Origin of the sequence: Sulfidibacter corallicola, assembly GCF_017498545.1 — a bacterium.
Taxonomy (GTDB): Bacteria; Acidobacteriota; Holophagae; order Acanthopleuribacterales; family Acanthopleuribacteraceae; genus Sulfidibacter; species Sulfidibacter corallicola.
Genome location: NZ_CP071793.1, coordinates 7545535 through 7559771 on the forward strand (window position 1 = coordinate 7545535; position 14237 = coordinate 7559771).

Annotated in this window: 12 protein-coding genes; 4 read left to right on the forward strand and 8 right to left on the reverse strand. The window is 61.3% G+C overall.

Going from position 1 to position 14237, the window contains the following annotated elements; translation table 11 throughout:
• The first annotated feature begins 171 nt into the window (after positions 1-171).
• From J3U87_RS23240 to J3U87_RS23255, 4 genes are all read left to right on the forward strand, one after another.
• Positions 172-591: a universal stress protein gene (locus tag J3U87_RS23240; RefSeq protein ID WP_237378170.1), complete on the forward strand. Its 420-nt coding sequence runs from the start codon at positions 172-174 to the stop codon at positions 589-591.
• A 153-nt stretch (positions 592-744) separates the two neighbouring features.
• Positions 745-1890, forward strand: a complete 1146-nt coding sequence (locus tag J3U87_RS23245; RefSeq protein WP_237378172.1) for a helix-turn-helix domain-containing protein — start codon at positions 745-747, stop codon at positions 1888-1890.
• Positions 1891-2144: 254 nt separating this feature from the next.
• Entirely contained in the window at positions 2145-3830 is a 1686-nt protein-coding gene (locus J3U87_RS23250; RefSeq protein ID WP_237378173.1) for a DPP IV N-terminal domain-containing protein, read from the forward strand.
• A 13-nt stretch (positions 3831-3843) separates the two neighbouring features.
• Positions 3844-4719: a TolB family protein gene (locus tag J3U87_RS23255; RefSeq protein ID WP_237378174.1), complete on the forward strand. Its 876-nt coding sequence runs from the start codon at positions 3844-3846 to the stop codon at positions 4717-4719.
• 34 nt (positions 4720-4753) lie between these two features.
• On the opposite strand, the gene J3U87_RS23260 is transcribed toward J3U87_RS23255, so the two are convergent.
• The 8 genes from J3U87_RS23260 to J3U87_RS23295 form a co-directional block, all read right to left on the reverse strand.
• Entirely contained in the window at positions 4754-5236 is a 483-nt protein-coding gene (locus J3U87_RS23260) for an Lrp/AsnC family transcriptional regulator (RefSeq protein ID WP_237378175.1), read from the reverse strand.
• 105 nt (positions 5237-5341) lie between these two features.
• Complete coding sequence (gene asd / locus J3U87_RS23265; protein WP_237378176.1) at positions 5342-6391, reverse strand: aspartate-semialdehyde dehydrogenase; 1050 nt, start codon at positions 6389-6391, stop codon at positions 5342-5344.
• Positions 6392-6531: 140 nt separating this feature from the next.
• Positions 6532-7167, reverse strand: a complete 636-nt coding sequence (locus J3U87_RS23270; protein ID WP_237378177.1) for a nucleoside triphosphate pyrophosphatase — start codon at positions 7165-7167, stop codon at positions 6532-6534.
• 116 nt (positions 7168-7283) lie between these two features.
• Positions 7284-8027, reverse strand: a complete 744-nt coding sequence (locus J3U87_RS23275; protein WP_237378178.1) for a pyridoxine 5'-phosphate synthase — start codon at positions 8025-8027, stop codon at positions 7284-7286.
• Complete coding sequence (locus J3U87_RS23280; protein ID WP_237378179.1) at positions 8024-9325, reverse strand: phosphohexomutase domain-containing protein; 1302 nt, start codon at positions 9323-9325, stop codon at positions 8024-8026. The genes J3U87_RS23275 and J3U87_RS23280 overlap by 4 nt, the downstream gene beginning before the upstream one ends.
• Positions 9326-9383: 58 nt before the next feature.
• The gene (locus J3U87_RS23285) at positions 9384-10508 is read right to left on the reverse strand and encodes a CdaR family protein (protein WP_237378180.1); all 1125 of its coding nucleotides are present in this window, start codon (positions 10506-10508) and stop codon (positions 9384-9386) included.
• 188 nt (positions 10509-10696) lie between these two features.
• Complete coding sequence (gene cdaA / locus J3U87_RS23290; RefSeq protein ID WP_272932410.1) at positions 10697-11833, reverse strand: diadenylate cyclase CdaA; 1137 nt, start codon at positions 11831-11833, stop codon at positions 10697-10699.
• 585 nt (positions 11834-12418) lie between these two features.
• Positions 12419-13810 carry a trypsin-like peptidase domain-containing protein gene (locus tag J3U87_RS23295; protein ID WP_237378182.1) on the reverse strand — a complete coding sequence of 464 codons (1392 nt, stop codon included), beginning with the start codon at positions 13808-13810 and terminating at the stop codon, positions 12419-12421.
• Positions 13811-14237: the final 427 nt, after the last annotated feature.

The following is a 14237-nucleotide window of genomic DNA, read 5'->3' on the forward strand; positions in this document are numbered from 1 at the left end:
GCTCGAAAGCGCGCCGGCGGAGCCCACGGGAAACCGAGGCTTGCCGGTCGTGCGCGAGCGCCGGTTCGAGGCACCCTGCCCGCGCTTGTTCCGGCACCTGATGTCATGAGCCTATTCTTCGCGTTACCTGTTGTACTTAAATCATTTCCGAGATGTACATTGGAGGTTCGAGTGTTCAAACACCTGCTGATTCCCACCGATTTTTCGGACGTCGCCGAAAAAGGCCTGAACATGGCCCTGCGCTTTTCGGAGCCGGGCCACACCCAAATCACCCTGTTGCACGTGATCGAAAGCATCGCCCACCTGTCGGAAGAGGAGAATCGCGAGTTCTACGACAAGTTGGAGGACCGATCTCGGACGAAGATGGGTGAGATCGCCCAAGCGTTGTCGGAAAAAGGCTACGAAGTGGTTTGCCGACAGGTGATCGGCAAACGTATCGAACAGATCGTCGGTATCGCCGCGGAACTGCAGGTGGACGGCGTCGTGATGGGTTCGCGAACGATGGATCTGGAACGACCGACGCTGGGACTTCACAGTATCAGTCACATGGTGGCGAGCCTGGCTCAGTGCACCGTGATTCTGGCTCGGTAGTGGGTGCCCATCCGGAAACGAAATCGATTCCATTACCCAAACGATCCGGCTGGATGGGCGCGGTATCTGGTGTCCGGCCGCTGCAAGATGTCTATCAATCAGTGACTCGCTGTTGGTGGCGCGGCCGTCGATCGGCTCCGGGATGGCAAGGCTATGGGTGTGATCTCATTGATATGTGCGCTCGCAGCGGGTCATGGCCTCTTCCTGGCGGTGACCATGGAAGTGAAAACCCGCTTCCGCATGGTGTCGGTCCATTTCTTCGCCATGCTGCTGGCGGCTCTGGCCTTCAAGATGCTGCACGATCTCGTCGTGTTCAGCGGGTTGATCGACCGTATGCCGCACTTTCTCTACACCGGGTCCCTGTTCACCTTTTTCTTTGGTCCGCTGGTCTACTTCCTGGTTGTCTCTCTCACGGACAAGGCGTTCAAACCCAGGTGGATTCACCTGCTGCATTTCGCCCCGTTCCTGGTTTTCAACCTATGGCGCCTGCCTCGCTACGCCCAGTCGGGGGCCGAAAAGTTGGCCGTCCTGCGCGCCTACGAGGCGGCCGTCGCCCATGGCGCGACCACCTCGGCGTCGTGGCCCGACATCATGCAGCACCTCGTCTCGTGGTACCTGCACCCCGCGCTCTATTTCGGTGCCGCCCTGGGGCTCACCCGTCGTTGGTACGCCCAGCGTCCCAAAAAGGCCGAACGCCCTTGGTTCCCCCTGCTCGTCGGCGGGTTTCTGGGCATCTTGGCCATTGATTTGGTTCAATACTGTATTTCCCAATGGATCTTCGACATCCGGGTCTTTTACTTCCCCATTTCCGGATTGTTCAAAACGCTGTTGGTCTTCGTCCTGGCCTTCAAAACCATCGGCGACATCGCCTGGCCCGATTTCGCGTCGCGCAAATCGAGTGTGGAACCCGAACTTTCCGACGCCCAAATCCAAGACATTCTCGCGCGGTTGGAACGGACGATGCGGGAAAAAGCCCCGCACCGAATACCCGATCTCACGGTCGCCCACCTGGCGGAAACGGTCGGTGTTTCGGAGCGCGTGTTGTCGCGTGTGCTCAATCAGGCCAAGGGTGTGAATTTCTACGAGTACGTGGGTGGCTGGCGCGTCGAGGAAGCCAAATCGATGCTGCTCGATTCGGGGAACGATCACCTCACCATCGACGCCATCGCCAGAGAGGCCGGATTCGGTTCGAAAACCGTGTTCTATCGAACCTTCAAGCGGGCCTGTCGCATGACGCCCACCGATTTTCGCAAGAGCCACCTGGAGGAGCGCGCTTCCACGGAGTCCCACGGCGGCTGAAGGGACGTGGTTCATTCTCGGGTGGCCGCGGCAGTGATGTCGATTCCCGTGTTTTTTGTACCGCTGCGCGCAACGGGAGAACTACAAGGCAACTGAAATCAGGGATTCGCGAAAAGATCTCGATAGACGGCTCGCGAACGCTTCGAGACCGGCCCAGATCCCCTGACGGGGTGGCGCTCTCGAGGCTCCGGAGCTTCCCGGTCCGGCGCTCGCGCTCGATCGGGGCGAGCTGACAAGCTGTTGGGAGGTTTTTTGTGTATCGTTCAAAACTGTTGTCGGCACTTTGGGGCCTGTCGCTCCTGATGCCCTTGCAAGCGTCCGAATACAACCGGTTTCAGAGCAGCGCCGACTTTCGGCCCGTGTTCTCGCCGGACGGTTCCTGGATCTACTTTTATTCCTATCGCCACGGCACGCCGGAGATCTACCGCATATCGCCCAGCGGCGGAAACGAAACGCGGGTGACGCGCGACGCCCACTTTTACGCCGGGGTGGAGATGTCGCCGTCCGGAACCCTGGGCGCGACCCTGTTCGATATGCCGGGCTGGCGTGCGAAGCCGGTCGCCTTGTCTGACGAGAAGGGCGGTGTCCAGCCGTTTGTCGGCCCCGACGAGCAATTCTTTCTGGGACGCTGGTCTCCCGACGGGCGCTGGGTGGCGCTGACCCAAAAGGCGAAGGGCGGCAACCTCTTTGTGGTGGACACCCGGTCCAACCAACGCCAGACGCTGGTGACCAGTCCCGAAACCGAATTCTTCTGTGCCTGGTCGCCCGACGGCGCCTGGTTCCTGTTCAGTCGCCAAACGGAGAAGGGCAGCGCCCTGTTCAAGGCGGAACGGTCGAGCGGCCGGGAAATGCGACTCACCTCCGGTGAACACCGCGACGGCAGTGCCGACTGGTCTCCGGATGGACGATGGATTGTCTTTCAATCGAATCGGAACGGCCAGGAAGGGATTTTCAAGATGTCGGCCGAGGGAGGGCCCGCCACACCGATCACCCGCGTGGGCGGCAACAGCTCGCCGCGCTGGTCGCCCGACGGTCGTTCGATCGCTTTCGATTCGACCCGGTTCGGCGGGTCCGAGATCATGATCATGAGTGCCGACGGTAGCGATGTGCGCCGCCTGACCCACGGATCGACGAGATTGACCGCCCCCCACGCATCGGGAGGCAAGCTGGTGCACGTGGGCAGGCAGCGGGGGAACTCGGATATCTGGCTGCGGGAGTTGAAGACCGGCCGCGCGCACGCGCTGACCGAGGGTGGGGAAGAGGATCTCTTTCCGAGTCTCAGCGCCGAGGGAACCCGAGTGGCCTGGGTTCGCGTGCACGAGGGCAATCCGGACATCATGATCCGGACCATGCCGGACGGGCGAGCCGAAAACCTCACGCCCTGGCCCAGCCAGGAGGTGGCGCCGGCCTTTTCGCCGGACGGCCGGAACATTGCCTTCGCCTCCGATCGCGATGGTTCGCTTTCCCTGTACACCATGGACCTGAAGCGTCGTGAGGTGCGGCGCTTGACGGACGGCACCACGACGGTCAATTCGCCGGCCTGGTCCCCGGACGGCGAGCGGCTGGCCTTCGAGGGTACCCGCGACGGCCAAACCAACCTGTACCTGATCGACCTGAAGGACGGGAGCTCGACCGCCCTGACCGAAGGGGCCGAGGGGGCCTTCGAGCCGTGCTGGTCGCCGGACGGCAAAACCGTGGCCTTCTGCAGCAAAAAGGACGGGAACTACGGCTTGTACACCCTGCTCCTGGATACCCGCGAAGTCCGGCGCGTGACCGACCATCCCGCGCACGAGTCACATCCCGCCTGGAGTGCCGACGGCGCCTTTCTCTACTTCGAATCCAACCGGGGTTTGAACTACCATATCTGGCGGGTACACCTCGAAACCGGCAAAACCGAACGCGTCACCGAGCTCCAAACGGGTGGGCGCCATGGCTTCTGAACGAGGAGGCACCATGAGACCGGTGATGGCCTTCGTGCTTCTGGGGGTGAGCGCCTCCCTTGCTTGGGCGGTTCCCCCTCTCCAGAGTTCCGAACCGCACATTGTTTTCCAATCGCGTCGCGACGGTTTTCGAGACCTCTACGCGATCGGGGTCGATGGTCGCGACATACGTCGCCTGACGCGGCACCGGGCCCATGACGGACATCCCAAGTATTCGGCCGACGGGCGGAAGTTGGTGTTCAATTCGGAACGTCGAGGTCCCTGGTCGATCTTCACGATGAACGCCGACGGGAGCGGCGTGCGCATCCTGCTGCGTGCCCGCCAATGGGATGCCTATCCCTGTTGGTCGCCCGACGGCAAGCATATCTACTTTGCGGGTAAGCGCTCGCGCAACGTGGAGATCTACCGCATGGATGCCGGGGGCGGCAGCCTGCGCAACCTGACCGAGCACGAGGCGGACGAGACCCATCCCGCGATCTCTCCCGACGGCACCAAGCTGGCCTTCAGTTCCAATCGCGACGGCCCGCTGTGGGTGTTCCTCAAAGATTTGGCGACGGGGTCCGAGGTCAAGCTGGTGGAAGGATCCCTGCCGAGCTGGTCGCCCGACGGGCGTCGCCTGGCTTTCACCTCCAGCCGCGACGGGGACAGGGAAATCTTCACGGTGGGCCGGGACGGGACGGGTTTGGCCCAGGAAACCCGGAACCGGGTGGCCGACGATTGGGCGAGCTGGTCGCCGGACGGCCGGTTTCTGGCGTTCGCATCCGAACGCGACGGGAACTGGGAGATCTACATCCGCGATTTGGGGTCGGGCACGGATCGGCGGCTGACGAACCATCCCTCGATGGACATCACGCCGAGTTGGCGACCTTACGCGGACGGCTCACGGTGACGCCGGCGGTGTCACCGCGGTCGCGCGGGGACCCTCAGAGCGGCAGGCGGGTCTCCGACTTGATTTCGTTGAGCACCATGCTGGTGTAGATGCGGCCGACCCCCGGCGTCGGTGTCAGTTGACCGATGAAGCGGGAAAGGTGTTGGCGGTTGCGCACCAACACCTTGAGCAGGTAGTCGTATTCGCCGGTCACGTGATGGCACTCCAGGATTTCCGGTAACTCGTTGAACCGGCTCAGAACGCCACGCACCTGGTCGGCCTGGTGATGCTGGAGACTCACGTGCACGAAGCACAGCATGTCGAAACCGGCCTTTTCGCGGTCGAGCAGCGTCACGAAACGGACGATCAAGCCCAGGTCCCGCAATCGCCGAATGCGTGCGTGAACCGCGGGCGGAGACAGGTGGACGCGGCGCGCCAGATCCGCGTTACTGATGCGGGCATCCTCCTGTAGGTACTCCAGGATCTTGCGGTCGATTTCGTCGACCTCGACGGGCGGCGCCGGCTGAGCGTCGTTCATGATGTTCCCTTCTCTCGGGTCCCGCGGGAGTCCCGGCCTCGCTGTGGTTCGCGCGGTGACCGAGTTCCCGGTGCGCCAACCGACGTTTTCGTTGGGACTCGGTACTTACAGATAGCCTTGGTGCAACAGCAGTTCCGCGTTGAGCAGGGCTGCGCCGGCCGCCCCGCGAACGGTGTTGTGCGACAGGATTACCATTTTCAGGTCGAAAATGGGACAGGGGCGGACCCGACCCACGGACACGCTCATGCCGTTGCCTTCCCACAAATCCAGCTTGGGTTGCGGCCGGTCGTCCTCGCTACGAACCACGACGGGCCGTTCGGGTGCACTGTGCAGGCCCATGCGCTGGGGTTCCCCGCGGAATTCGCCGAGAACGCGACAGATCTCTTCGATGGGTGCCGGCCGGGACAAATTGATGTTGAGCGCTTCGGTGTGGCCGTCGATGACGTCGACGCGGTGGCACTGGGCCGAAATCGCCATGTCGTGATGGCGAATGCCGTCTTCCTCGAACAGGCCCAGAATCTTCTGGGGCTCGCTCTCGATCTTGTCCTCCTCGCCGCGAATGAGGGGGAGCACGTTGTCACCGATGATTTCGGGGGCCGGGCCGGGGTAGCCCGCGCCGGATTTGGCCTGCAGGGTCACGACGTTGACTTGGCGCAGGCCGAACGCATCGTCGAGGGCTTTCAGGGGAAGGGCCAGGCCGAGGGTCGAGCAGTTGGGGTTGGTGACGATGTAGCCTTTCCAACCGCGACGGCGACGTTGAACCTCGATCAGCTTGGTGTGATCGGGATTGATTTCGGGAATGAGCAGCGGGATGTCTTCACCCATGCGGTAGGCGCTCGCGTTGGAAACCACCGGGATGCCGGCTGCGGCGAATGCCGGTTCCACTTCCTTGGCGCGGTCGCTGGGCAACGCCGAAAAGGCGATGTCGGCTTCGAAGTCGGGTTCGCATTTGCGCAGGACCAAATCGTCGACGTAGTGGGGCTGCTTGCCGGGCACCTGCCAGTTGACGGCATCGCCGTAGCGTTTGCCGGCGTTGCGATCGGAGGCGCAGAGGTGGGTGATCTCGAACTGAGGATGGCCTTCCAGCAATTGTACGAATCGTTGGCCGACGGCTCCGGTTGCGCCCAAAATGGCGGCTTTTTTCTTGGCGGTCATCAATACCCTCCAGCTCCGAATTTAAATTCGGCATTATAAAGGAACGGATGGGAATTGGAAGCCCTTTTGGGAGGAGGGATGTTTTTCTGGGATAGGGGTGGAAATGAACGATTTTTCACCGCTTGGGGGAAAATGGTCACTCAGTTCGCGAGCAACTTCGTCAGGGCCGCTTCCAACGCCTCCATCGGCAAACCGATGACGTTGGTCTCGCTACCGATCAGGCTCGACACGATCCATTCCGAATCCTGGTAGCCGTAAGCGCCCGCCTTGTCCAACGGGTTGACCAGTTCGAATACCTTTTGGATCTCGGCGGTTTCCATCTTGCGCAGCATGACCCGCGTCGCGTCCACCAATTGCGCTTCGCGGTCGCAGTTGAAATGGTACAGGTACACGCCCGTGTAGACGCGGTGGTAACGCCCGCCCAAGGTGCTGAGGAAGTGGTGGGCTTCGTCCAGGTCGCGGGGCTTGGGATAGACCTTGCCCTTCATGGCGACCAGGGTGTCGGCCGCCACCAGGACCGTCGGGGTCTCGGCTCCGGCGAATCCCGAGCGGATTCGGGCGACCACGTCGCGCCCCTTGATGGCGGCGTTCTCCATGACCACTTCCTCGACGGTGTGGAATTCGGCCTCTTTCTCCTCCGCTTGGCTGGGGATGGTTTCGAAGGTGTAACCGGCCTGTTGCAAGAGGTTGGCGCGGCGTGGCGACTGGGACGCGAGGATGAGACGAAGGCTTTCCCGATCGAAGGGCTTGGAGGCCGGTGAAGATGGTGACGTCATACGAACTCCCGAGTGATTGCAACGTGATTGAAAGGACATGGCTCTCGAGGAACCAGGGAACCGCGAGGTCGGCTTTTTGCGTCGCGGAGAGCGCGGACCACCCGCGACATCCCGGATCAGGCCTCCGGTGCCTGGCGCGCCAGGTGGTCGCGGAACCAGGCGACGGCGGGCCCGACGCCGACCTGAAGTGCGTGGGCGACCAGGGGATGGCCCACGTGGATGCCCGAAACGCCCTGGACGCGCAGGAGGTAGGGGATCCACGGCGCTTGGATGCCGTTGATCAGGTGCGCTTCCATGCCGTATTTGCGGCACAGCCGGACGCCGTCGCGCAGGGTCTCGAACTTCTTCTGGAAGACCACGGATTGAGGGTCCACCATCAGGTCACGGACGTTCAACGCCAAACCGTGAACCTTCAGCTTGGCGGCCGCCTTGATCTGATCCAGGTGCGGCTCCACCAACAGAAAGACCTTGGTCTGGTTCATATCGATGTTGCGCAGGATGCCGTTCAATTCGCGCGAGAGCAGGGCCACGTCGAGCCCCGTCTCGGTGGCTTTCTCTTCGCGACGTTCCGGTGCCAGGATCGCGTTGTGCGGGCGCACGCCGTTGACCAGGTGAATGATGTCCTGGTGTGGCGAGACCTGGAGGTAGAACTGGGTCTTGACCAGGCGGTTGAGCAGCTCCACGTCCTCTTCGACGATGTGGCGCCGGTCGATGCGGAGGTGGGCACGAATCCCTTCCGCTCCGGCGAACTCGGCCTGTAGCGCGAAATGGATCGGATCGGGGTCGCGTCCGTTGCGGGAGGCCCGCAGCAGGGCCACCTGATCGACAGAGACAATCAGTTTACAGGGGCCTGCGTTCATGCCAGCTCCTCGGCGATGGCGGATTCGAGTTGGGCGAGGCCCGCCTTGAACGGGGCCAGGTCCGGTGCTTCCAGGAAGACCCGCAATTTCGGCTCCGTACCCGAATAGCGCACGATCAGGCGACCCTGATCGGCCAACGCCGCGTCCAGCCGTTCCATGGCGGACCAGGTCTTGGGCTGGGTGAGCAGTTTCGGTTTATGGCGCACGGGATAGGCATTTTCGAATACCGGGTACATGGGCACTTCGGCGCGTGCTCTCGCCAGGAGGTCGGGTGTGCGGGTCAGGGCGCGCAACAGGCGCAAGGCGCCCAGCACGCCGTCGCCGGCGGGGAACAGATCGCATTGGAGCAGGTGACCGCTGGGTTCGCCGCCCAGCAGCAGATCGTCTTCGATCAGTTTCGCCAGCACGTTCTGGTCGCCGACGGGCGTGCGTTTCAGCGCGACGCCCTGGGATGCCCAACTCTGCTCCAACCCCTTGCCGCACATGATGGTGCCGACCACCGTGTCGATGTCGGCGCCCTCGGCCACCATGACCTTGCGAAGCGCGTACAGCACCAGATCGCCGTGGAGCGGCCCGTCGCGATCGACCACGATCAGGCGATCGCCGTCACCGTCCAGCGCGAAGCCGGCGAGATAGCCTGAAGCGACCACCGTGCGGTGCAGGGTTTCCGGGTGTAGCGCGCCGATGCCGGCGTTGATGTTGTCGCCGTCGGGGGTGGCACCGAGGATCTGCGCCTTGATGCCCAGCGCCTTGAGCAGCGGGGGGACCAGCTCCGAACCGGCGCCGTTGGCCAAATCGAACGCAACCGGGGTTTGGCTGAAATCGGTGTCGCCGAAGGTTTCTTCCAAGAAGGAGCGGTAATGGGTCGGTTGAGTGCGCACCAGGTCCGCCGATCCTTCGCATTGGCGGGGGTCCAGCGCCAACACGGCATCGCTCCAGGCCTTGGCCTGGTCGTAGCGAATCTTGAGACCTTCGCCGTCGAAGAATTTGAGTCCGTTGTCGTGGGCCGGGTTGTGGGAGGCCGTAATCATGATACCCAATTGCGCGCCGCGGGCCCGGGTCTCGAAGGCGACCGCGGGGGTGGGTACCAGGCCCAGGTCCCATACGCGAAGGCCGTCCATGGCGCTGGTGATCCAATCGCGGATGGTGGCGCAGGAACGGCGCGAGTCATGTCCCAGCACCACTTCGGCTCCGTCCGGCAGCCACGCTTTCAACACCTGGCTCAGTTTCTCGATGATTTCACGCGTGAGCGGGTAGCTGTCCATGCGCGCACGCAGACCGTCTGTTCCGAATATCATGGGCTCCTTTTCCTCCGTATTCATGCATTCATAACGCGAGCATACCGCAGGGCGAGAGTCATTCTCCTTTTTCTTTGGGCGCGCTCTCGTCCGGTTTGACTTCCTGGGGCGCTTTGTTGATCGCCACCTCTTCCGGCGTCCAGGTCAAGCGAAGTCGCGACACGCGATTCAGCCAATCCGGCGTGTCCGCCTTGATCTCGTCCGGAAGATTCCAACGGTGGGTGATCTGCAGCATCGTGCGGTCGGGCTCCGCCGGGGGCGACGATGCCTCGCCCTCGGTCGGTATCGCTTCGTCCACGGCCTCGTCGACGTCGTCGTCGGCGTCGTTCCCGTTCAGAAACGGGGGAATGGTCACTTCCGGAATGACCCATGCCGGATTGAACCAATGGAGCGCGCTCACCGGTCCCGTGATTTGGAGTTTGACCGTATCCGGCTCGGCGCGATAGCCCTCGCCGCCGATGACCTGGATCGGATAGTCCTCCTCGGGTTTGCTCTCTTCGGTGCGTTCCTTGATCACCACGCGATAATTGTAGTTGCTCAAATCCTGGGTGATGGTGTCCTTGGGAAGCACGTCCAACTGGATCTGGCCACGCAGCGTGCGGATGGCGCCGGTGACATCGATCGGTTTGATGGTGAGAAAAGCCAGGCGTTCCAACTGTTTGGGCGGACCTTCCAAGGTGATGGTCGAAGGGTTCAGCTCGATGTCTTCGATGAAGAAGTCGGGATGTACCTTCCCGGTCACATTCTCGATCAGGCTCAGTTCCTTCTGCATGATCTCGGTGAAGGTCACTTCCACGAAGTTGGGAATGATGCTGTCGACCTTCAGCGAGTCGAACCGTTTCGGGATTTTCACCGATTCGGGCGAGAGGGCGATGATTTGTTTCCCCTCCGCCGCGCGCCCGGCCAGGTTCAACTCCACCAGCAGGTCCTTGGGGCTGATCTTGTCCAACTCCTGCTGCTGGCCGCGCAGCGTGATGTTGAGCTGGTAGTTGTCGACGCGGGTGCGCATGTTGTCCGGCGAATTGGACGTGTTGAGCAGCACCTGGGAAAAGACCTGCGTCGTCTCCAATGCGGCTTCGTCCATACGGCCGGACATGCTGACCCACATGACCAGCGCCAGCAGCAGGGCCATCAATTTCTGAATGTTCTTCGAGTAGTTGGAAGAGTTCCGGGCGGTCGTCATGGTGTGCCGGCTCGTTTCGATGCTTCAGGTAGGGTTCGGTGGTATCGATGGATGGCGCTCCGGTCGGCGGGACCGAAGATCCGCTGGCGAGTTCTCGTGGGTGACGTTGGTGGGGTTCGAAAAGGGTGGGGGTTGGCACTGCCGAACCGGGTCGCGCCGTGTGGGCGCCGAGCGGAAGCGGGCAGGGTTTATTTCAAGGTTTCGGTCCCCGGGGCCGGGGCTTGAGTGGCTACCGAATCGGCCGCCGGTTTCGATGGAGAAGACGCGGTATTCTGGCGTTGGCGTTTCTTGCGACCTCGACGACGGGAGCTGGACGCCTTGGTCTCCGAATCGGAAGGCACCGACGACACCTCCGGGGCTTCGGGGGTCTCGTCCGCGGTATCGGAGGTCTCCGCAATCGCTTCTACCGGTTCGCGAGGGGGCTTGGCCTGGCCGGGCTTGCGAAAGCCGCGGCGACTCCAGCCTTTCTGCTTTTCTCCGTTCTTGTCTTTCGGCTCGCCTTCGCCGGACTTGGGCAGCTTGATCTTCGAGAGCGAGGCCAACAGTTCCGATTTCTCCTCGCTTTCCGGCATCATCAGGCTCTTGTACACCTGGTAGAGCTGGGAGAGCGAGTTCTCGCTGAGCCGGTGGATTTCACCGCCTTGCGCGAACGAAATGCGTCCCGTTTCCTCGCTGACGATCAAGGCCAGGCAATCGGCTTCTTCGGTGATGCCGATGCCGGCCCGGTGGCGGGTGCCGAAGGTGCGCGGCAGGGCCGGGTTGGAACTGAGCGGCAAGACGCAGCCGGCGCTGGCGAGCCGCGAGTTGGACACGATCACCGCGCCGTCGTGCAGGCGACTCTTGGGTTCGAAGATGTCGAGTAGTAGCTCGAAGCTGGGAATCGCGTCCAGTTGGGTGCCGCTGTCCATGTAGTTCCGCAGACCCTCGGTGCCCTCGAACACGATGAGCGCGCCGGTGCGATTTTGCGAGAAGTGGTGGACCGCTTGAAAAATGCGGTCGAGATAGGTGGACTCGGTGCTGTTGACGCGCGACCAGGGGGTGCTGCCGATGGAGGCCAAAACCTTGCGCGCCTCGTCCTGGAACAACACGATGATGGCGATCGGAATGATGCTGAACAGGCTTCCGATGGTCTTGCTGACGACAACCAGTTGGAACTGCTGGGCGAGAATTTGGGCGATGAAGAGGGCGAGCAGACCGAAGGCCATCTGCAGGGCCCGACTGCCCCGGATGAACCGGAACAAATAATAGAGCACCAGCCAAATAATCAGGATGTCGAAAACATCCGATAGCCCTATGGATTTAATTTTAAAAAATTCGAAAAGCATGTTCGAAAAACACGGTCGTAATGTGAATTTACCGGGCGGTGAGTCCCTTCGGCTTTCGGACCGAAACCGGATCTACCGGTTTCCGGAGTTCCCATCATAGATGAAAAACAGATCCTTCGCTCGGGAATCGGCGGCTCCGGAATTCGCGCCGGTGGACTTGCTGCCGCAGCGCTCTTCCACCCTTGCGATTCCTTTGCGCACAACGCTGGCAAACCTGGACTCATCTTAGCATTTGAAGCCCGTTCGGCGCCTCTATTTCCTATGAGAAATTCATGATTTTGGCGGGTCCAATCGCCACTTGGCGACCTGTGTCACGCCCCCGGGCAGAAACGGACCCTGTCATGGATGAAAATGTTCTGTTTCGGGTAACGAATTGAATTGCGATTCACGATGTTCGCTGGGTTTGTCGCGAATTTTTCGCGATCGATCACCGGTCACTGGGTTTCAAGTGGGTAACGAATTGAAGCCAGTCTCGCTGAGACCTGAGACCTGAGACCTGAGACCTGAGACCTGACACCTGGCACCGCGCCCATCCAGCCAAAGCAATTTGGGAGTCACGATCTTTTTCTGGATGGGCACAAACGGTCATTTCTTGCGCAGGAACACCGTTCGTTCGGTGCGTGAAACGCGGTAGTTGGTACGCAGCACCTGAACCACGCGTACTGGTACCAAGCCGCCCGACCGAACGTCACCCAGGACTTTTTTGAACTGGTCGACCGAAGTGATCGGTTGGCGGTTCAGGTGGGTGATTACCGTGCCCGGTGTGAGCTGTTTGGACTCGGCCAGGCTGCCGGGTGCCACACCCTCGATGAGCACGCCCTCGATCGGTTCCTCCAGGCCCATTTCCTCGAGCCGCTCTTCCGAAAGGGGAAGCAGCGAGAGGCCGATGCTCTCGAAGCCGGTTTCCTCGCGCGCCGGTTCGTCCGGAGCATCGGAGAAGAAGTTCGAGTCGGGATCCGTCAATCGGCGGCGATCGGTCAACTTGATCGTTTTGCGGGTCTTGCTGCCGTCCGACAGCAGTTCCAGATCCACGACCGATCCGGGCGGACGGTTGCCGATCAGGGCGATCACATCTTGGGAGTTCCGGACCTTTTGGCCGTCGACCGCGATGATCACGTCGTCCTTGCGGATACCGGCCTTGGCGGCGGGGAACCCGTTCGCCACGTTCTGGATCAGGGCACCGCCCTGGATGCCGTAATATTCGCGTGCTTCGTCGTCGAGGCTGGCCAGGGTGACGCCCAGTGCGCCGCGCCGCACCTCGCCGTGACGCTTCAACTGGTCGATGCTGTGTTTGAACAGTGCGCTGGGGATCGCGAATCCGTAGGTTTCGCCGCGCGATACGATCATGGTGTTGATTCCCACGACGTCACCGCGGTTGTTGACCAGGGGACCCCCGGAGTTGCCGAAGGTGATGTCCGCATCCGTTTGGATGTACGTGGCCAGATCCACCTGGCCCGCATTCATGTTGCGACCGATGCCGCTGATGATCCCGCTGGTGACCGAAAATCCCAGGTAGAGCGGGTAACCCAGTGCCAGAACCGTGTCGCCCACACGCATTTTGTCGCTGTTGCCGAGGCGCAGAAAGGGCAGGTTGCCCGCATCGATCTTCAACAGCGCGATGTCCATGCTGTCGTCGCTGCCGATCAATTTGGCCAGATAGCGTTTTTCGTCGTGGAGAATGACGGAGATTTCGTCGGCCCGTTCGACGACGTGGCGATTGGTGACCACGTACCCGTCAGAAGAAATCAGGAAACCCGAACCCGCTGAGTTGGTGTCCTGGCCGCGTGGCGTCTGCGGCTGGAAGAAGAAGTCGTAGGGGCTGTTTTGGCGGCGGTTGACCTGTTGGGTGGTGGATTGGATGTGAACAACGCTGGATCGAGTCTTTTCGACCAGGTCCGCAAAGCCCTCCAGGGGCTGTGCGATGGCAGTGGTGCTGACGATGATCAAACTCAGCGACAAGATCGAGAAAAGTTTCATGGCGACTCCTTTCTGCGTCCTTACTCGTGATGCCCTATGGGTTTTCTTATCGTGAAAACATTCTGGAAAGTTCGTTATTTCCTCGGGAAAACCACGGTGAATCCCACAGGGCAGGGAAGTGGTGGATTAAGTACTCGAGAGGCCGCTTGAGCAAATACGGGGCCAAGCGGGCGTGAAAGGGACGCGTTGATGAGACTGTTCCGTAATCGTTTGCAAATAATGGGAATATTGTGTGCCGTGTGATGAGAGGCTCCCTTGAAACATCGTTCCCGGTTTCCCCGTATGGCGCCGGTCTTCGACCGGCCTCGATCCCGGTGTCGTGGCCAAATTGTCGTTCGGGAACGGTAAAGAACCCCATTTTTTCACTTATAGGGAACAAAACACGATGAACCTTGGAAGTCTGCATGCAGAGTCGAGTGATCAAAAA

Coding starts and splice junctions, on each gene's coding strand:
- J3U87_RS23245 (WP_237378172.1), top strand. CDS start 745: ATGGGTGTGATCTCATTGATATGTGCGCTCGCAGCGGGTCATGGCCTC.
- J3U87_RS23255 (WP_237378174.1), top strand. CDS start 3,844: ATGAGACCGGTGATGGCCTTCGTGCTTCTGGGGGTGAGCGCCTCCCTT.
- J3U87_RS23260 (WP_237378175.1), bottom strand. CDS start 5,236: ATGAACGACGCTCAGCCGGCGCCGCCCGTCGAGGTCGACGAAATCGAC.
- asd (WP_237378176.1), bottom strand. CDS start 6,391: ATGACCGCCAAGAAAAAAGCCGCCATTTTGGGCGCAACCGGAGCCGTC.
- J3U87_RS23270 (WP_237378177.1), bottom strand. CDS start 7,167: ATGACGTCACCATCTTCACCGGCCTCCAAGCCCTTCGATCGGGAAAGC.
- J3U87_RS23275 (WP_237378178.1), bottom strand. CDS start 8,027: ATGAACGCAGGCCCCTGTAAACTGATTGTCTCTGTCGATCAGGTGGCC.
- J3U87_RS23280 (WP_237378179.1), bottom strand. CDS start 9,325: ATGATATTCGGAACAGACGGTCTGCGTGCGCGCATGGACAGCTACCCG.
- J3U87_RS23285 (WP_237378180.1), bottom strand. CDS start 10,508: ATGACGACCGCCCGGAACTCTTCCAACTACTCGAAGAACATTCAGAAA.
- cdaA (WP_272932410.1), bottom strand. CDS start 11,833: ATGCTTTTCGAATTTTTTAAAATTAAATCCATAGGGCTATCGGATGTT.
- J3U87_RS23295 (WP_237378182.1), bottom strand. CDS start 13,810: ATGAAACTTTTCTCGATCTTGTCGCTGAGTTTGATCATCGTCAGCACC.